Below are 18253 nucleotides of genomic sequence, written 5' to 3'. Positions count from 1 at the left end.
CCGAAAGTCGCGGCCTCGGTCGCCACGACCGCTGCCGAGGCCGAGAGGTTTGGCGCATGATCCGCATGCGACACCGTAAGCGTGACGCGATTCCTGTGCGCGATGGCTTCCCATATCCATGAACCGTCAATCCGGTCGTACAACGGAGTGGTCACGACGACTTCGAGACGACGGTGGATGTGAGATGGCGACGCAGAAGACGAGCACGACCGACCGGACCGACCAGGGCGCCGATCTGCTGATCCGGGCCGGCGCGGTGCACACACAGGTGCCCGGCCAGGCGCCGCAGCGGGCGCTCGCCGTGCGCGGCGGCCGTATCGCGGCCCTCTCGCCCGACCCGGACGGCCTCGACGACTGGGCAGGCGCACGCACCACGGTCCACGACCTGCCGGGAGCCACGGTGCTGCCCGCGTTCGACGACACGCACACCCACCTGATCTACGCGGCCCTCGGCGCCCACGACGTGCCCGTGCACCGGGCGCGCACCATCCCCGAGTTCCTGGACCTGATCCGGCAGCGGGCCGAGCGCACCCCCGAGGGCGAGTGGATCCGTACGACCACCAACTGGCAGGAACTGAACCTGGCCGAGCGGCGCATGCCCACCGCGGCCGAGCTCGACCGGGCCACCGGCCGGCACCCGGTGCTGGTCAAGCGGGGCGGTCACAACGACGTCGTCAACCGCTACGCACTGCGCCTGGCGGGCATCACCGAGGACACGCCCGTACCGCCGGGCGGTGTCATCGGCCGCGACGCCGACGGCAGGCTCAACGGGCGGCTGGTCGACAACGCCCTGCGCCTGGTCGAGCGTCTGCTCCCCGCCCCGGACCTGGCGCAGCGCGTCGACGGGCTGCGTGTCGCGGGCGCCCGGTACGCCGCGACCGGCATCGGCACCGTGCGCGACTGCGCGGTCACCCCCGACGACTACCGGGCGCTCCTGGCCGCCCGCGAGGCCGGGGCGCTCGACATCCGGGTGCGGGCCCTGATCTCGGCGCTCGGCATGACCAGCGCGGCCCAGGTGGAGGATCTGCTCGACGTGATGGAGGACTGGCGTTCCCGCTCCGACGCGGGGTTGTGGGTGTGGGGCGTGAAGTTCGGCCTCGACGGCGGTCTGGAGGCCGGGGCCACCGAGGAGCCGTACGCCTGCGACCACGCCTTCTCCGGCACGCTGATCTGGGAGCCCGAGGCACTGGTGGAGGCCGTCGAGGCCGTGGTCCGCCGCGGCTGGCGGGTCGGCACGCACGCGTACGGCGACCGCGCGGTCCGCGTCCTGCTGGACGTCTACGAACGCGTTCTGGCCCGGAACCCGGGTCTGCCCGTCGGCACGCTGGTGATGGAGCACGGCGGTCTGGCCGGTCCCGCACAGCGGGCCCGGGCCGTGGCGCTGGGCATCCCCGTCACCATCCAGCAGCCGCTGCTGCACGACACCGCCGGGGTGGAGGAGGGCTTCTGGGGCCCGGAACGCGTCGCACGCCTCTTCCCGGCCCGGGGCTGGATCGACCTGGGTGCCGAGGTCAGCGCCGGTTCCGACTTCCCCGTCGGCCGGTTCGGCGCCATGCGCTCGGTGTGGGGCATGACCACCCGGCAGACCGTCATCGGCGTCAAGGGCCCCGAACACGCCATCACCTACGACGAGGCCCTCGCCCTGCACACCACCAACGCCGCCCGTCTCCTCGGCGAGGAGCACCTGCGCGGCACGCTCACCCCCGGCCGCTACGCCGACCTCACCGTCTGGGACCAGGACCCCGCCCGCTGCACCGGTGACAGCCTGCGCGACCTCGGCCCCACCCACACCTTCGTCGCCGGCCGCCTCGTCACGCCCGCCGACGCGCGGTAGCCCGTCACCCGGTCACCAGCGTCCCCAACTCACCTGCCCGCTCATGAGGACGGCGGTCCGCTGGTCCCCCCGCACGACGAGCCCTCGGGATCCAACTCGGCCTGCCGCCAGGTCAGTTCAGGCCGCTCCAACCGCTCCGCCGCGAACCGGGCCGTGTGTTCGGCCATCAGTCCGGCGTCCTGCCGTACGGTCGTCAGGCCGATCGGCATCAGATGGGAGAGACGGCTGTCGTCGGAGCCGACGACGGAGAGGGCCCGGGGCGCCTCGACACCGGACCGCGCCAGAGTCATCAACAACCCCATGGCGCTGCGGTCGTTGCCCGCGAGCACGGCCGTCGGCAGCGGCACGCCCGCGTCCCGTTCCGCCAGCAGGAGCCGGCCCGTCCCGATGCCGGACCGCTCGGTGTGGTCGCCGGGGATCACCCGTTTCTCGGCCTGGAGTCCGGCCCGGCGCCGCTCGGCCGGCCCGGGACCGCGCCCGCCGTCGATGTGCACGATGCGGCGGTGCCCGAGTTCCAGCGGGTGCTCCATGGCCTGCCGGACGCCCTTGCCCTCGGCCGTGTGCACCGAGTCGATCCCCGAGCGGGGCACCCGGCGCCGACGGAGACGACGGCGGCACGCCGGGCGGGCTCGGACCCGGGACCCAGCAGGATCAGCGCCTCGCTGCGGCCCTGGGCGACGGCCGACAACAGCACGTCGTAGCCGAGGCGTTCGGCGTCCGGATGGATGCCCTCGATCAGGTCCGACTGGAAGATCTGGTGCGCGGTGAACAGCACGCCGGCGGTCCGGCTGCGCCCCCGCGCGAGGAGCCGGGCGGCGCTGTCCGGCCGGTAGCCGATCTCGTCGGCTATTGACATGACATTTGGACAGGGGGCATCGCACTCGCACGAGAGCGCGCCAGTACCCCTGACCGGCCGCTCTGGGCCGTTCTGTTGCCACCGCGGGCTTCGACTTCCCCACCTCCAGCCGACCTTCTCCCCTAAGGGCACACACCATGGCAACGGCGCCATCGGTGCGCTGCACCGCCCGTAGGTGTGGGACGAGATGCTCACCGCCGATGTACCGGGACGAGAAGACCGGCACGTTCACCGAGCCGCCCGAGCTGAGCGCCGGACGGTGGGCCGGGTTCGGCAAGGCCGCCGACCGGCTGAGCCGGCTGCTGCTGAACGACTCGGACGTCCGGTACACGAACCTGAACCTGTGCCTGGACACCGGGCACGTCGCCTACGTCGGCGGGGACAACGCCGACCTTGTCCGCCGGTTCGGCGAGTCGCCGCCGGCGGGTGTGCCGAACCCGGCCGATGTCGTGGCCGAACTCTCCCGGCTGGACGCCGAGTTGTCCGTGATCGTCGCTGTACGAGTGGTCCTCGCCGGACGAGTCGGAGCGGCAGGCGGCGGTCCGCTGCTGGAAGCGGATGATCGATATCACCGCGGAGCTCGGATGTCCGCTGATGAACTCGGAGTTCAACGGCCGCTCCGCAAAGGCCGCGGAGAGCGAGGCGGCGTTCCGGCGCTCGCAGGAGGAACTGCTGACGCTGTTCGAGCGTGAGGGCATCGTGCTCCTTCCATCTGTCGGGCGCGGATCCGACGGCGGACATCGCGGCGATGACGCGTTATACGGGCGACAGACTGAAGCACGTGCACATCGCGGACTCGGGCAGGGCGAGGTGGACTGGGACGCGTTCTTCGGCAACGCTGCGCGCGCTGAAGTTCGACGATGCGAGGAAGGAACTGCCCGCACAGTTCCTCCCGCGCGGTTTTTCCTGTGTAATTCCTTCCTAGTAATTACCTTTTCCTCAAGTGACCCGCGCGACGGCACAGGCCGCTTCGCCGTTCCCTATAATTGCGTTGATTATGCGGAGATTTCGGGCACTCAGTGTCGGTATGTTTACGCCAATTGTGACGATCAATACAGTGCGGCGTGTCGTCACCCGTAAGGGTGCACGAGCCCGGCCGTCCGTGGCATACAGAAGGGTGCGTCGTTCGGCAACGGTGTGATGTTTGCCATGTGACGCACATGATCGGAGGTGAACGGGCAACGTTCCCCTTCATGCCCCACGCCAATCCTCTGCGGCAGGTGATTCGATGACCACGGCGACGACCCGGACGATCCGGACGACGCCGCACTCCCCTGACGGTGAGACCACCGCCAGGGACTCCCCGCGCACCCCCAACACCTCACTGCCGTCCCTGACGGGATTGCGGTGGATGGCAGCGCTGCTCGTGTTCGGACTGCACGTGAACAACTTCGGCTACTTCGGTGGCACCGGAGGCAGCCTGGTGTACTGGGCTTTCAGCTCCGGTGCCACCGGAGTGTCGTTCTTCTTCGTGTTGTCCGGGTTTGTACTGACCTGGTCGGCAAGACCCCACGACCGGGCACTCGGCTTCTGGCGGCGGCGCGTCGCCCGGATCTATCCGGTCCACCTCGTCACCGTCGGCCTCGCGTTCCTGCTGGCGCTCACGCTGGAGAACAACGCGCAGCCGACGCCGAAGCAGGCGGTGGCCAATGTGCTCCTGCTGCACTCCTGGTGGCGACCCTGGTGGCAGACGCTCAACCCGGTCAGCTGGTCGCTGGCCTGCGAGGCCTTCTTCTACGCCTCCTTCCCGCTGTTGATCCTGCTGCTGCGCCGGCTCGGCGTGCGCGGCTCGGTCGCGCTGGGCGGGCTGTCGCTGGTGGCGATCGTGGTGATCTCCCGGGCCGACTCCGAGCACTGGTGGACCTACGCGCTGTACTCGTTCCCGGCCGCCCGGCTGCCCGAGTTCATCCTCGGCGCGGTCACCGCGCGGCTGGTCCTGCTCGGCCGCTGGCGCGGACCCGGCCTGGAGGCCTCCCTCGCCCTGGCGATCATCGGCTACTTCCTGGTCCCGCAGGCCCCGCTCGGCTACTCGGCGACCATGTGCACGATCATCGGCTTCACCCTGCTGATCCCGGCGGCGGCGAACGCGGACCTGAAGGGGCTGCCGTCGATGTGGCGCGGCCGCCGGATGGTGCGGCTGGGCGAGCTGTCCTTCGCCTTCTACATGGTCCATCTGCTGGTGCTGCGCGCCGGGACGCACCTGCTGGGTATCAAGCCGCACTTCGGCGGCCTGGCGGCGACGGCGGTCACGGCGACCGTGTTCGCCCTCTCGCTCGGCCTGTCCTGGCTTCTCTACGAGCTGGTGGAGCTCCCGGCGAGACAGCTGCTGCTGCGCCGCCGCCACCCGGCCAAGGCGCCGGCCCCCCGTGAGGCCCAGGCGGCGGCGAGAGACTGAGCCACCGCCGCGAGCCGCCGGCGTCCTGGCGCCGTGTCAGGGTCTGAGCCGGCCGGGGTGACCCAAAAGACGCCCCCTGGTCCCCTTCCGTCGCACCGGGCGGTTCTGAACAGCCGTGCGCCGGCTCCCGCCCTGCGGGAGCCGGCGCACGGGCGGCGTCACTTGATGGAGCAGGTGTTCCCGCTGGCCGGGTTCAGCAGACCGATCAGGTCGATGGTGTCGCCGCACACGTTGGCGTCGATGCCGATCGGGACCTGGATGACGTCGCCGGAGATGACACCCGGGCTGTTGCCGGCGGTACCTGTCGTCGGGCCCGGGTTGTCGGCGCTACCGGTCGTCGGGCCCGGGTTGTTGCCGGCGCTACCGGTCGTCGGGCCCGGGCCGGCCGCGAAGGCCGTCGCCGAGCCCCCCACGGCAAGGAAGACTGCGAGCACGGCCGTTGTCGCGAAACTGCGAAGACGCATGATCTGCCTCACTGGTTGACGAAGGGGCGCCTTCCATCACACCCGCACGCCGCACCGTCCGCCTCTCCGGGTACGCCGTTCGGGGGCCGCGCGATCATGGAGTACAGGTCGGGGGAAGGACATCGCCTTCGGCGTGGGCGTACTGGCCGTTGCCGCCGGGCGAGATCACGAGCAGGTCGTGCAGTCTGATGCCGGGGCCTCGAAGCCGTCGGCCCGGACGACCGAGGGACCGGCCGTGCAGGTGCAGTAGCTGCCCAGGCCTCGTGACGGGTGACGGCGGCCGCGTTCGGGGCGTCGTAGGCCTGCTCGTTCTGGAAGAAGATCGTCCGGCCGCGCTCCCCGCTCCAGTAGACGTCGTGCTTGTTGAAGTGCTCGACGACGAGGCCGGTGGCGAGCACGTCGCCGCCGTCGACGGTGAGGCCGTGGTCGGCGCGCCAGAGCCAGGTGTGGTCGATGATCACGTCGTTGCTGTTCACGACGACCGAGTCGGTGGCGAGGCCGGGGCCCGCGTCGATGAGGAAGCCCGCGAGCCGTCCGCCGTCGACGTCCGCCCCGTGCATCGCGTCGACGCCGCCCGCCGGGACCGGCGTGGCGAGGCCGAGTCCGAGGACGACGGTGTCGGGGCGGGTCACGTGGCCGCCGTGGCGCCCGGCTTCACGACATAGAACGGGTCGAGTGAGAGGGACGTGCCGGGAGTGCGCGGCCACGAGACGCCTCGGGCGTTCGTGCGCTCGCTCGGGACGAACACCTGCCAGCCGCCGACCGAGCCCTGGAGCCACTGCGGGTCGGAGAACCGGCTGGACCAGCGGGTCGAGGTGTCGCCGTCGACGGCGGGGGCGGCGGCCGGGGTGCGGGCGAGGGGAAGGGGGAGCAGCGCGGCCAGGGCGGCGAGCGCGGCTCCCGGGCATCTCGGTCTCGTGCGGCTTCTCGTCCGGCAGCTGCGAAAGCCTTCGGGAGCCAGAACCTTCAGACGGCGAACGCTCGGAACCGCGGGAGCTCTCAGAACCGCAGACCGTGCCCCCGGGCCAGGATGTGATGCGGGTCGTGGCGCTTCTTGGCCTCGGCGAGCGTCTGCCATCCGCTCCCGAAGTGCTCGCGCCAGTCGGCGGCGGTCATCGCCAGGGCATTGACGGGATAGGCGACGCCGCCCTCGGACCGGGCGAGGTCGTACGCCCTGTGGTTGGCGGCCACCATGGCCTCGGCCGTCCCGGGGCGGTCGGGCGGGGCCGTGCGCAGCAGGGCGAACAGGTGCAGGACGGAGCCGGACGGACGGCGGAAGAGCGGTGCGCGCAGCGGCTCGGAGAGCAGCGGGTAGAGCAGGACGAGGCCGGTGTCGCGCAGGTCCTGGAAGGCCGGGTCGGCGAGTACGGCACGCACCACGGATGCGGCGCGCTCGTGCGGGAGCAGCAGGTTCAGCCAGGGGTGCGGGTGCAGCCACTCCCCTGTCTCGGTGAGGACCGCCTCGTCCGTGTCCACCCTGTGCACGAACTCGGCGTAGGAGAGGTCGGTCGTCTCCACGGTGGCGGGGTCGTGGGAGAGGCCGTCGAGCAACGCCCCGTCGTCGGGCGCGAGCCCGTCCGTGTGTGGGGCCACCGCCTCGGTCATGTACTGCCATCCGCCCTGCTCGGCCGGGCGGGCCTGGCCCTCCAGGTAGTCGAAGCGCGGCTCCTCGGCGAGCATGCGCTGGTCGTCGAGGTAGCGGGCGGGATCGGTGGAGAAGAGGCAGTAGCGGCGGACCCGGGCGGGCGCGGGGACGAGGCGCAGGGTGGCGGTGACGATGACGGCGCACTGGCCGAGGCCCGCGAGCACGGCGTGGAAGAGCGCCGGGTCCCGGTCGGGCGAGCAGACGCGGTGCTCCCCGGCTCCGGTCACCACCTCCAGCTCCAGGACCTGGTCCGCGACCAGTCCGTGCCGGTGGGCGGCGCCGCCGAGCCCGCCCGCCGACAGGACCCCGCCGACGCTCGCGCCGAGGTAGTCCGTGAGGACCGGGGGTGTGAGCCCGTGCGGCAGGGTGGTGGCCAGTACCTCCCGCCACGTCACGCCGGCCCCCACGGTGATCTGGCCGTCGGCGACGTCACCGATCCGGCTCATCGGGCGCAGGTCCAGCACGACCCCGCCGCCCGCCTGCCCCTGGCCGTACATCGAGTGGCCGCCGCCGTACACGCTCACCGGGATGCCCCGGGGGCCGGTGAACTCCAGCAGCTCCGTGATCCCGGCGACGGACTCCGGGCGCAGCACGCCGAGCGGTGTCCGCGCCACGAGGTGGCCGAAGTCCCGCGCGGACGCGGCCAGCGTCTCGGGGCGGGTGTCCAGGGCCGGGCCGAAGCGGGCGGCGAGGTCATGGGCCTGCGTCATGCCGGAATCACATCAGACGGAGGCGGCGGGCGTCGAGATCGCCGTCAACGCGGGCCCGGCGTCTGGTTCTTGACGAGTTCCAGCAGGGCGGCGTGGGTCGCGGCGTCGGCCGCCGCGACGAGTCCGTCGGCGCCGGTGAGGACGGGTTCTCCGTGCAGGCCGGTCACCGTGCAGCCCGCCGCGCGGCACAGGGCGATGCCGGCCGCGAAGTGCACGCTGTCGCGCAGGTCGCCGTCGGTGACGTAGGCGGCCCGGCGTCCTGCCGCGACCCAGGCCACGGCGAGGGTGCTGGAGATCACCCGGGGCCGGAACCGCTCGGCGAACCCCGGGTCGGCCGGCAGGTACACCGCCCGGAAGCCGGGGGAGTTGGGGAACGGCGGGTCGAGGTTGACGTCCACCAGCGCGGAACGGGCCGTCGGCGTCAGCGGCTCCTCGGTGCCGTCGTCCGCGCGCACCCGGGCGGCGCTGCCGTCGGTCCAGAACACCTCGCCGCTGAACGGGTCGGCGGTCGCGGCGGCGGTGACCCGGTCGCCGTCGCGCAGAGCGACGTTCACGCCGACGAGCATGGTGCGCACGGCGTAGTTGAGGGTGCCGCACAGCGGGTCGACGAGCCAGCGGCGGCGGGCGTCGGCGGCGCCGGAGCGCCCGCTCTCCTCGCCGGTCACGGCGTCGTCGGGGCGGGCGGCGCGCAGCACGTCCAGGATGGCCCGCTCGGCGGCCACGTCGGCCTCGGTGGCGAAGTCGCCCGCGGACTTGTCGTAGCGTGCGAGCAGGCTGCCGTGGAGGTCCCGGACCACGGCGGCGCCCGCCTGTGCCGCTCGCACGGCCAGGTGGGCGTCGGCTTCCCCGTTGATGATCGACATGGGTGCAGGATAGCCAGAAGTCTTCCGCCGTCTGGAGGAGTTGGGTGCTCCGGCGCTCAGCTCGCGCTGAGGGACAGGGTCTGCTCGGCTGCGGTGCGGGCCCCGCCGACGGTGCTGTGGGTGCGGTCCGTCCAGGTGCGCACCGGCGTGGTCTCGGCGAGCCGCCCGGACGTGCCGGACAGGCCGAGCACGAGGCCGCTGTAGCGGTTGACCAGCCGGTAGGTGTGGCCGCCCGCGTCCGGGATCACGAACCACTGCTGTCCGACGGCCGGCCCGCCGGCCGGGGCCCGGGTGACGGTGGGCCGGGCGCCCCAGGCGCGGCCCGCACTGGTGGCGGAGTCGACGCCGAGCAGCCGGCCGCTCGCGGTGTTGGTGAGGGTGAAGGCGCCGTCACCGGTCGGGGTGAAGAACCAGGTGTCGCGGCCGGATCCGGTGGGCCGGGCCAGCGAGGTGGTGCCGGAGCCGCCGGCCGCCTGGGCGAGGAACCGGCCCGTGCCGCCGGAGATGCGGTAGCGGCGGCCGGTGTGCACGGGCGCGGCCGCGGGCTTCGCGGAGTCGACGGTGATGTCGACGTACTCGCCGGAGGCGTCGTGCGAGCAGCCGAAGGCGCAGTAGGAGCGGAAGGACCGGCCGACGATCGTGGAGCTGGTGCGGTTGGCGCTGTCGAGGAACCACCGGTACCAGGAGGCGTTCGTGTAGCTCCCGGTGTCCCCGATGAGGTGCCACTTCTGGGTCGTCAGGTCGTCGGTGGCGTACAGGTACTGGGGTGAGTCGCCGCTCTGGTCGACGGCCTGCGGTTCGCCGATGTAGAGGCCGAGGTACGCGTCGTAGGCGATGTTCATGACGAACAGCGGCGAGGTCGGGGGCATCGTGCCGGCCGCGATCTGCTGGGCCGCGGTGCCGGTGTTGGCGGGGTCGTACTCGGCGGCGGCCGGGGTGTAGCCGGTGGGGTGGGCGGCGTCGACGGGGACGATGTTGCTCTCCTTGCCGCCGGTGCCGGGCTGGGACCAGGCGCCGTCGTACCACTTGCGCCAGGAGCCGGGGGCCATCTTGGCCGAGATCGGGGCGCGGGCGACGTGCTCGTAGAACGCCTTCCAGCCACCGTTCTTGTCGATGATCCGGGAGCCGTAATAGACGTAGAAGTAGCCGGAGGCGGTGTCGACGAAGAGGCGCTGGTCGCCGTCGCCGTAGGAGTACGTCTGGTTCGGGAAGGCCGTGGTGTCGCCGCGTTTCGTGCTGTACGGCGAGGTGATGACGTGGTCCTTGACGGTCCAGGTGCGGCCGTGGTCGGTGGAGACGGCGTAGTCGACGGCGTCGTAGTGCAGTCCGTCGCCGAAGGGCTGCGGGGTGAACTCGTTGTGGACCAGGCCGTACCAGTCGCCGGTGTCGGGGTCGACCCACATCCCGGACAGGTCGCAGTAGTTCTTCTGCGCGTAGCCGGAGCCGCTGGGTGCGTACGTCGCCTCGCGGCCGGTGGGGCTGTTGTTGCAGCGCCAGGTGGTGTCGTCGTTGCGGTCGGCGGAGTTGGCCGGGTTCACCGCCTTGCTGAGCCTGTTGTCGAAGCCGGCGGAGTCGAAGTCCTTGCCGGTGTAGAAGTCCCAGGTGCGCGGGTCCTTCGCGCCGTAGAGGGCGGCGGACTGCTGGTAGTGGAAGGTGCCGTCCCGGTCCAGGTACGGGGTGGCGGGGGTGTCCGTGGGGTGGGTGAACGGCACCGGGCTGCCCACGGTCACGCTGTAGGCGGCGTCGGGGGGTGCCGCGGCGGTCGCCGGGGAGGTGAGGCCGCCGCCGAGGACCAGGGCGACGGCCGCCGAGGTCACTGCCAGGGTCGTGCCCGCTCTGTTCAAGAGTCGCACCTGTGCTCCTTGTTGCCGAAGGGCCGGTTGCACGGAACGATCCGGCCCCGCCGCTCTGTCCGGCAATGGACTCCGGTGCTGCGCCTCTTGCACTTTCGCGCGCGAGCGCGCGGGGGTGCGCCGCTCAGGACTCCTCGGGCGGGGTCGCGGAGAGCGGTGTGTCCCAGGCCAGTTGGCGCACGAGAGCCGCGTCCGGGTCGGCGGGCCGGGCCACGGCCGCGCCCGGGCGGGCCGACCGGTGCCCGGCGCGGGAGATGCCGCCGCTGACGGCGACGTTGCGCTCCGCGCGCGGGCGGCGGTGCGCCTCGTAGGCGGCGAGCGCGGCGGGCACGCCGGGCCGGTCGCGCAGCGCCTTGGCGAGGACGACGGCGTCCTCCAGGGCCATCGAGGCGCCCTGGCCGGTGGCCGGGGAGGCGGCGTGGGCCGCGTCGCCGATGAGGAGCACGCGTCCGGTGTGCCACATGGAGCCGAGCGGCAGGTCGGTGGCGTTGGTGGCGAGGACCGGGCCGACGGAGGCGGCGACGATGTCCGCGGCCGGTGTGGTGTCCTTGGCCAGCAGCGGCAGCAGTTCCTCGCGCGGGTCGACCTCGTGGGCGGAGGCGTCGGCGGGCAGGGCCTCGGTGTCGACGCGGGCGAACCAGTACGTCTCCCCCGCCGGTGACACCGCGTACCCGACCGTGGTCTCGGCGCCGCGGACGAAGGTGATGAGGCCGGTCGGATCGGCGCTGGGGGCGGTGGCGGTGTAGCCGTAGAAGATCCGCTGGCCCGCGTAACCGGGCTGCACCTCGGGGGCGACGAGGGCGCGCACGGTGGAGCCGAGACCGTCGGCGCCGACGAGGAGGTCCGCGTCGGCGGTGGTGCCGTCGGCGAAGTACGCGGTGACGCCGCCCGGTCCTTCGCTCACGCCGGTCAGGCGGGCGCCGTGGCGCACCGGGATGCCGCGCCGGGCCGCCTCGCGCTGGAGGGCGGCGTTCAGTTCGCCGCGGCGCAGGCACCGGTAGTGCAGGTCGGGGTCGGTGACCTCGCCGAGGGGTGCGTGTGCCTGCTCGGTGCCCCGGCTGTCGAGCAGCCTGAGCGACGTCAGCGGGAACCCGATGGCCGTGACCGCGTCCGTGGCGTCGAGTTGGGCCAGGGCGCGCATGCCGTTGCTGCCCAGGGTCAGGAAGGCGCCGATGTCCTCGGCCGTGTCGGGGTGGGCCTCGTACACGGTCACGTCGTACCCGGCCTTGTGCAGTCCGAGCGCGGCGGCGGTCCCCGCGATGCCGCCGCCGATCACCACTGCCTTCGTCGCGTGCGTCCCGCCCACGTCTGTTCCGCTCACGTGCCTCTCCCCGTCTCGGCCGTGCCTGTCCGGCAACGGTCCACCCTATAAGGGCGGACCGGGCGCCGCGGGGGCCCGGAGGGCCGAGATCCGGACACCGCGCGACCGGCGGCGCCGGGGCCCGCCGCCCCTCCGCGCACGCGTCGCGCCTCCGTCCCGCGCGCCGCACCCGGGCGGCACGCTGCGGGGACCAGCGCACGGGCGTCACCCGGTGCGCCCGCGCCGTGACGGGTTTTTGACGGCGAAGTGGGTACGTCCCGGCCATGCGGTTGAGCGTGGTGGATGCGGGGTCGAACACGGTCCGGTTGGTGATCGCGGATGTGGAGGGGGGTGTTCCGCTGCCGGTGCACACGGTCAAGTGGAAGCTGCGGCTGTCCGAACATGTCGGCCCGGACGGCACCATCGCCGACGAGGCGGTGGAGAGTCTGGTGCAGGCGGTGGCCGCGGCGGGGGCCACGGCCCGGCGCTGGCATGCGACGGGGCCGCTGGCCTTCGCGACGGCGGTGGTCCGCGGTGCCCCGAACCGGCTGGAGGTGCTGCGGCGGGTGGCCGCCGGAACCGGAATCCGGATGTGCACCCTGCCGGGCGAGACCGAGGCCGAGCTGACCTTCCTCGCGGCGCGACGCTGGCTCGGCCTGCGCGCCGGCCCCCTGGCGCTGCTCGACATCGGCGGCGGCTCGCTGGAGGTGGCCTTCGGCCGGGGCCGACTGCCCGACTTCGCCGCCTCGCTCCCGCTCGGCGCCAGACGGCTCACCCGGGAGCACCTCGGCCTGCAGGATCCGCCGGGTCCGGCCGAGTTGAAGGAGTTGCGCCGCCGGGTCCGGCACGATCTGCGGGACGTGGCCACGCGGATCCGCTGGGAGGCGCCGCGCACGGCCGCCGTCGGTTCCCGTACGTTCCAGCAGCTGGCCCGGCTGTGCGGGGCGACACCCGGGCGTTACGGGCCGTTCGTGCGGCGGGAGATGCGCTGCCAGGACCTGGGCGAGGCGGTGCGCAGGCTCGCCGCACTGCCCGCCGCCGAGCGGGCCCAGCTGCCCGGCATCTCCGCGCCGCGGGCCGAACAGAGCCTGGCCGGGGCGGTCGTGGGCCACACGGCGCTGAAGCTCATGGGGCTGCGCCGGGTCGTCGTGCTGCCGTGGGCGATCCGCGAGGGCGTGCTGCTGCGCTACGCCGAGGACGGCCCCGAGTGGTGGACGGAGGTCGCCGGCGCCGCCGACGCCGCCCTCCTGTCCCCGGCGGCGGCCCTGCGCATCGCGGGTCCGCCGGCGTAGCCGGGACCCTGCGGCAAGGAAACACACCCTGCCTGTAGCGATCATGACAAATGAGGGGTACGCATGCCCGTATGGCATTACGTCGATCACGATCGGGAACGAAACGCCTCGCCGCCCTCGTCGCCGCCGCGGCACTGGTCCTGGTGGGCTGCGACAGCGGCGGCACGTCGTCCGCGAAGGACGGGCGCGAGCAGCTGACCGTGGCGGCGCTGCCGCTCACCGACTCGGCCGCGCTCTATCTCGCCCGGGACCGGGGGCTGTTCGCCAAGGAGGGCCTGGACGTGCGGGTCCAGCCCGTGCAGCAGAGCATCCAGGCCCTGCCCGCGCTGCTCAAGGGCCAGGTCGACGCGATCGCGAGCGCGAACTACGTCACCTACTTCCAGGCGTACGAGAAGGGCACCCTGGACCTGCGCATCCTCGCCGAGGGCGTGCGGATCGCCCCGCACATGATGGACGTCCTCGTGCCCCGGGACTCGCACCTGACGTCGCCCGGGGACCTGGCCGGCAAGAAGGTCGCCGTCGCCGTCCTCAACAACATCCAGTCGCTCACCCTGAACGCGATCCTCGCCGCCCGGGGCGCGGGCCGGCCCGTCTACCGGCAGATCCTGTTCCCGCAGATGGGCCCCGCGCTGGAGCGGAACCAGGTGGACGCCGTCCACGCGGTCGAGCCCTTCGACTCCGCGATCCAGGACCAGGTCGGCGCACGCGTCCTGCTGGACGGCGGCTCGGGACCGGCGGCGGGCCTGCCCGCCAGCGGGTACGTCACCACGAGCGCCTTCGTCCGCAAGCACCCGAAGGCCGCCGCGGGCTTCCGGCGGGCGATCGAGGCTGCCTCGAAGCTCGCCGCCGCCGACCCGGACGCGGTGCGCGCGGAACTGCCGAAGTACGCCAAGGTGACGGCGGACGCGGCCCGGTCCCTGCATCTGCCCACCTATCCGGCGACCGCCGACGCGGCACAGCTGCGCCGGCTGATCCAGCTCATGCGACAACAGGGGATGCTGACGAAGGACATCGATCCGGCGCCGCTGCTGGTGACATGACCCGGCGTCAGGAACTGGCGCTCGGCCTGCCCGGGGCGGCGCTCGCCTTCGGGGTGTGCGAGGCGGTCTCCCGGGCCGGGATCGTCCGGCGCGACTATCTGCCGCCCGCCTCCGAAGTCCTCGCCCGTGCCGTGCGGTTGGCGGGCGACGGGGCCTTCCTCGACGGGGTCGGGGCGACCCTGCGGGCCTGGGCGCTGGGGCTGGCGCTCGCCTGCGCGATCGCCGTACCGCTCGGGCTGCTGCTGGGCGCGGTGCCGGGGGTGGAGGCGGCCGTGCGCGCGGTCGTCGAGTTCCTGCGGCCGCTGCCCTCGGTCGCGCTGATCCCGCTGGTGTCGCTGCTGCTCGGGTCGGGCACGCGGACCGAGGTGACGCTCATCGCGTACGCCTCGCTCTGGCCGGTGCTGTTCAACACCCTCTACGGCCTCGGCGAGACCGACCCGCTGGCCAGGGACACGTTGCGGGCCTTCGGCTTCGGGCGGCTCGCGGTGCTGTGGCGGGTGGAGCTGCCGAGCACCGCCCCGTTCATCGCCGCGGGGCTGCGGATCTCCGCCGGCGTCGCCCTGATCCTGGCCGTGGCCACCGAGATCCTGTCCGGCTTCGGGCAGGGCCTCGGCATCTTCATCGCCCAGGCCCAGACCGCTACGGACGGCACCCTGGACGTCCTGGCCGCGGTGGTGTGGGCGGGCTGTCTCGGCCTGGTCGTCAACGGTGTACTGGTCGCCGTGGAACGGCGGTCGTTCGCCTGGGCACGCGAACGCCAGGGCGGGGAGGGGCAGTTCGCCAAGGAGGGGGCCCGGCGCACCGCCGTCCCGCTTCTGCTGCGCTGGTCGGTGCTCCTCGGCGCCGTCGTCTGCTGGGAGGCGGCCGCCCGCGCGCTGGGCAGCGTCTTCTTCCCGCCGCCGCTGCGCATCGTCCGGCAGGTCCGCGACCTGTGGTTCTCGGGACCGGCCCGGCATCTCTTCGTCACCCGGGCCGCCGCGGACACGATCCTGCCGAGCCTTGGCCGGATGGCGGCCGGGTTCACGCTCGCGGCGGTCGCCGGAATCGCCCTCGGGCTCGCGGTGGGCCGCTCGCGCCGGGCGTACGCGCTGTGCGATCCGGTGCTCCAGTTCGCGCGGGCCGTGCCGCCGCCCGCGCTGGTACCGGTGTTCGTCGTGGTCTTCGCCCTCGGTACGCCCATGCAGGTGGCGTCGATCGCGTTCAGCGCCGTCTGGCCGGTGCTGATCAACTCGGCCGAGGGCGCCCGTGCGACCGACCCGCTGCGGCTTCAGGCGGCGGCCGTGCTGCGGCTGACGGCGCCCGAGCGGCTGTGGTTCCTGATCCTGCCCTCGGCGCTGCCCCGGATCTTCGCGGGGCTGCGGCTCAGCCTGTCGCTGTCCCTGGTCCTGATGGTCTTCTCGGAGCTGCTGCCGGGCAGCGACAACGGCATCGGCTTCACCCTCACCGACGCGCAGACCCGCTCCGACCTGCTCACCGTGTGGGCGGCGCTGGTCCTGCTGGGCGCGCTCGGCCATCTGCTCAACACCGGTCTGCTGGCGGTCGAGAAGCGGCTCGTCGGACCGAGGACGTCAGCGAGGACGTCAGCGAGGAGGACGGCATGACGACGGCCACCGTGCGCGAGGCGGTCGTACGGTTACTGCGCGACACCGGGATGACCACGGTCTTCGGCAATCCGGGCTCCACGGAACTGCGGATGTTCCGCGACTGGCCGGACGACTTCACCTATGTGCTCGGCCTCCAGGAGTCCGTCGCCGTCGGTATGGCGGCCGGACATGCGCTGGGCACCCGGCGGGCCGCGTTCGTCAGCCTGCACTCGGCCGGCGGGGTCGGCCACGCGCTCGGCGCGGTGTTCAACGCCTACCGGGACCGGGTGCCGCTGGTGATCGTGGCGGGCCAGCAGGCGCGCTCGCTGCTCCAGTTGCGGCCGTTCCTCGGCGCCGACGAACCGGCCCTGTTCCCGCGCCCGTACGTGAAGTCCGCCCGCCAGCCGGAGCGGGCCGCGGACGTGCCGGCCGTGCTCGCCGAGGCGTACCGGACCGCGATGACCCACCCGCGCGGGCCGGTGTTCGTGTCCGTGCCCGAGGACGACTGGGACCGCCCCGCCGAGCCGGTCCGGCCCCGCACGCTGCACACGGCGTTCACGGCCGCCCCGGACGCCCTCGCCGCGCTCGCGGGCCGGCTGGAGTCCTGCGCCCGCCCGGCGCTGGTGGTCGGCCCGGGGGTGGACGACGAGGACGCGCTGGACGAGGTCCGGGTGCTGGCCGAGCGGCTCCGGGCCGGGGTGTGGATCAGCCCGCTCTCCGGCCGCTCCGGGTTCCCGGAGTCGCATCCGCTGTTCCAGGGCTTCCTGCCGCCGGTGGCCCGCCACCTGGCCGCGCGCCTCGCGCCGTACGACGTCGTCGTGGCCCTCGGCGCGCCGGTGTTCACCTATCACGTGGCCGACGAGGGTCCGCCGCTCGCGCCCGGCACCGAGCTGTTCCACCTGGACTGCGACGCCGCCCAGGCCGCGTGGCTGCCCGTCGGCACCAGCATCGTCACCACCCTGCGGCCCGCCCTGGCCCGGCTCGCGGAGCTGCTGAAGGAGGCGGACCGGGAACCCCCGCCACCACGGGCGGCCCCCGTCCCGGCCGCGGCGGACGCGTACATCACCCCGGAGTTCCTGTTCGACCTCCTGCGGGACCGGCTGCCGCGCGACCGGGTGCTCGTCGAGGAGGCGCCGAGCCACCGGGACGCGCTGCACGCGCGCGTGCCCGTCGATACGAGCGGCGGCTTTCTCACCACGGGCAGCGGGGCGCTCGGCTGGGGGCTGCCGCTCGCGGTCGGCCGGGCCCTCGCCGACCGGCGGCGGGTGGTGTGCGTGGTCGGCGACGGCTCGGCGCTGTACTCCGTGCAGGCGCTGTGGAGCGCGGCCCGGCACGCGGCCCCGGTCACCTATGTGCTGCTGGACAACGGCGGTTACGCGGCCGTCCGCGCGCTCGGCCGCCGCATCGGCATCGCGGCCGTCCCCGGCGCGGACATCACCGGCGTCGACTTCGCCGTCCTCGCCCGGTCCTTCGGCTGTCCGGCGGCCCGCGCCGAGGACCCCGGCGAACTGCCGGCCGCCCTGGACCACGCGCTGGGCCGGGGCGACGACGCGGGCCCCTTCCTGCTGCACCTGCGGGTCACCGGCAGCGCGGGCACCCTGTACGAGCCGTGGGCCGGGTGAGGGGATGCTGCACCTCGACGCGGTCGGCCGGCGCTTCGGCGACCAGCGCGTCCTCGACGGCATCACCCTCACCGTGCCGGACGGCCAGCTCCTGTGCGTCGTGGGGCCGTCCGGCTGCGGCAAGTCCACGCTGCTGCGCACCATCGCCGGGCTGCTGCCCGTGCAGGACGGCACGGTCACGGTGGACGGCACACCGGTGGCCGGGGTGCCGGACCGGCTCGCGGTCGTCTTCCAGGAGTACGGCCGCTCGCTGCTGCCGTGGCTCACCGTGCGGGACAACGTGGCGCTGCCGCTGCGCCGGCTCGGCCTCGGCCGGGCCGCGCGCCGGGCGGAGGCCGAGGCGATCCTCGACCGCGTCGGGCTGGCCGGGGCCGGGCGGCGCCGTCCGCCCGAGCTGTCGGGCGGGATGCAGCAGCGGGTCGCCATCGCCCGCGCCCTGGTCTGCCGCCCCTCACTGCTGCTCATGGACGAGCCGTTCGGCTCGCTCGACGCCCGCACCCGCGAGGATCTGGAGGACCTGCTGCTGGAGGTGCACCGGGCCGACGGCACGACGATCGTGTTCGTCACGCACGACATCGACGAGAGCGTGTACGTCGGCGACCGTGTCGTCGTGCTCTCCCCCGGCCCCGGCTCCCGTGTCGTCCTCGACCTGCCTGTCGGCCTGCCCGCCGACCGCGACCAGATCACGACGCGCGGCCTGCCCGGGTTCGTCGCGCTGCGCACGCAGGTGGGCCGGGCGGTGCGCGGCGAGGCCCGGGACGGCCGAAAGGGGTGACCCCGGGCCTGCCGGGATCAC

12 protein-coding genes and 4 pseudogenes are annotated in these 18253 nt (G+C 73.4%); 9 read left to right on the top strand and 7 right to left on the bottom strand.

The window, feature by feature from the left end; all coding sequences use genetic code 11:
- Nucleotides 1-184 precede the first annotated feature (184 nt).
- On the top strand, nucleotides 185-1834 hold the full coding sequence (locus BIV25_RS08305; protein WP_071371516.1) for an amidohydrolase: 1650 nt from the start codon (nucleotides 185-187) through the stop codon (nucleotides 1832-1834).
- Nucleotides 1835-1875: 41 nt separating this feature from the next.
- Here BIV25_RS08305 and BIV25_RS46565 read toward each other — a convergent pair.
- Nucleotides 1876-2693: pseudogene (locus tag BIV25_RS46565) on the bottom strand (LacI family DNA-binding transcriptional regulator); the annotation flags it as partial.
- 191 nt (nucleotides 2694-2884) lie between these two features.
- Between BIV25_RS46565 and BIV25_RS50850 the strand changes: the two are divergent.
- From BIV25_RS50850 to BIV25_RS08290, 3 genes and pseudogenes are all read left to right on the top strand, one after another.
- Nucleotides 2885-3184, top strand: a pseudogene (locus BIV25_RS50850) (2-keto-myo-inositol dehydratase); the annotation flags it as partial.
- A gap of 1 nt (nucleotide 3185) precedes the next feature.
- Nucleotides 3186-3549 (top strand): annotated as a pseudogene (locus BIV25_RS46560) (sugar phosphate isomerase/epimerase family protein); the annotation flags it as partial.
- A gap of 369 nt (nucleotides 3550-3918) precedes the next feature.
- Complete coding sequence (locus tag BIV25_RS08290) at nucleotides 3919-5085, top strand: acyltransferase (RefSeq protein WP_071371513.1); 1167 nt, start codon at nucleotides 3919-3921, stop codon at nucleotides 5083-5085.
- A 158-nt stretch (nucleotides 5086-5243) separates the two neighbouring features.
- On the opposite strand, the gene BIV25_RS54045 is transcribed toward BIV25_RS08290, so the two are convergent.
- The 6 genes and pseudogenes from BIV25_RS54045 to BIV25_RS08260 form a co-directional block, all read right to left on the bottom strand.
- On the bottom strand, nucleotides 5244-5549 hold the full coding sequence (locus tag BIV25_RS54045; RefSeq protein WP_071371578.1) for a chaplin: 306 nt from the start codon (nucleotides 5547-5549) through the stop codon (nucleotides 5244-5246).
- Nucleotides 5550-5643: 94 nt separating this feature from the next.
- Nucleotides 5644-6309 (bottom strand): annotated as a pseudogene (locus BIV25_RS08280) (hypothetical protein); the annotation flags it as partial.
- Between the two features lie 239 nt (nucleotides 6310-6548).
- Complete coding sequence (locus tag BIV25_RS08275) at nucleotides 6549-7904, bottom strand: FAD-binding protein (RefSeq protein ID WP_071371511.1); 1356 nt, start codon at nucleotides 7902-7904, stop codon at nucleotides 6549-6551.
- Between the two features lie 44 nt (nucleotides 7905-7948).
- A complete protein-coding gene (locus BIV25_RS08270) occupies nucleotides 7949-8767 on the bottom strand; it encodes an inositol monophosphatase family protein (RefSeq protein WP_071371510.1) in 819 nt (272 codons plus the stop codon).
- Nucleotides 8768-8823: 56 nt separating this feature from the next.
- Nucleotides 8824-10620 (bottom strand): RICIN domain-containing protein, encoded by a 1797-nt coding sequence (locus BIV25_RS08265; RefSeq protein WP_256255665.1) that lies wholly within the window; start codon nucleotides 10618-10620, stop codon nucleotides 8824-8826.
- Between the two features lie 124 nt (nucleotides 10621-10744).
- Nucleotides 10745-11941, bottom strand: coding sequence for an FAD-dependent oxidoreductase (locus BIV25_RS08260; RefSeq protein WP_256255663.1), 1197 nt, complete (start codon nucleotides 11939-11941; stop codon nucleotides 10745-10747).
- 263 nt (nucleotides 11942-12204) lie between these two features.
- On the opposite strand from BIV25_RS08260, the gene BIV25_RS08255 reads away from it, so the two are divergent.
- The 5 genes from BIV25_RS08255 (at nucleotide 12205) to BIV25_RS08230 (ending at nucleotide 18232) form a co-directional block, all read left to right on the top strand.
- Nucleotides 12205-13212 carry a hypothetical protein gene (locus BIV25_RS08255; protein ID WP_107486000.1) on the top strand — a complete coding sequence of 336 codons (1008 nt, stop codon included), beginning with the start codon at nucleotides 12205-12207 and terminating at the stop codon, nucleotides 13210-13212.
- A gap of 71 nt (nucleotides 13213-13283) precedes the next feature.
- A complete protein-coding gene (locus tag BIV25_RS08250; RefSeq protein ID WP_071371509.1) occupies nucleotides 13284-14252 on the top strand; it encodes an ABC transporter substrate-binding protein in 969 nt (322 codons plus the stop codon).
- Nucleotides 14249-15853: an ABC transporter permease gene (locus BIV25_RS51995; RefSeq protein WP_079176499.1), complete on the top strand. Its 1605-nt coding sequence runs from the start codon at nucleotides 14249-14251 to the stop codon at nucleotides 15851-15853. Before BIV25_RS08250 ends, BIV25_RS51995 begins: the two co-directional genes overlap by 4 nt.
- Nucleotides 15850-17457, top strand: a complete 1608-nt coding sequence (mdlC, locus tag BIV25_RS08235) for a benzoylformate decarboxylase (RefSeq protein ID WP_071371508.1) — start codon at nucleotides 15850-15852, stop codon at nucleotides 17455-17457. The genes BIV25_RS51995 and mdlC overlap by 4 nt, the downstream gene beginning before the upstream one ends.
- A gap of 4 nt (nucleotides 17458-17461) precedes the next feature.
- Complete coding sequence (locus tag BIV25_RS08230) at nucleotides 17462-18232, top strand: ABC transporter ATP-binding protein (protein WP_071371507.1); 771 nt, start codon at nucleotides 17462-17464, stop codon at nucleotides 18230-18232.
- The last annotated feature ends 21 nt before the right edge of the window (nucleotides 18233-18253 follow it).

The organism is Streptomyces sp. MUSC 14, assembly GCF_001866675.1.
Taxonomy (GTDB): domain Bacteria; phylum Actinomycetota; class Actinomycetes; order Streptomycetales; family Streptomycetaceae; genus Streptomyces.
This window is presented reverse-complemented; position numbering and strand designations above follow the sequence as displayed.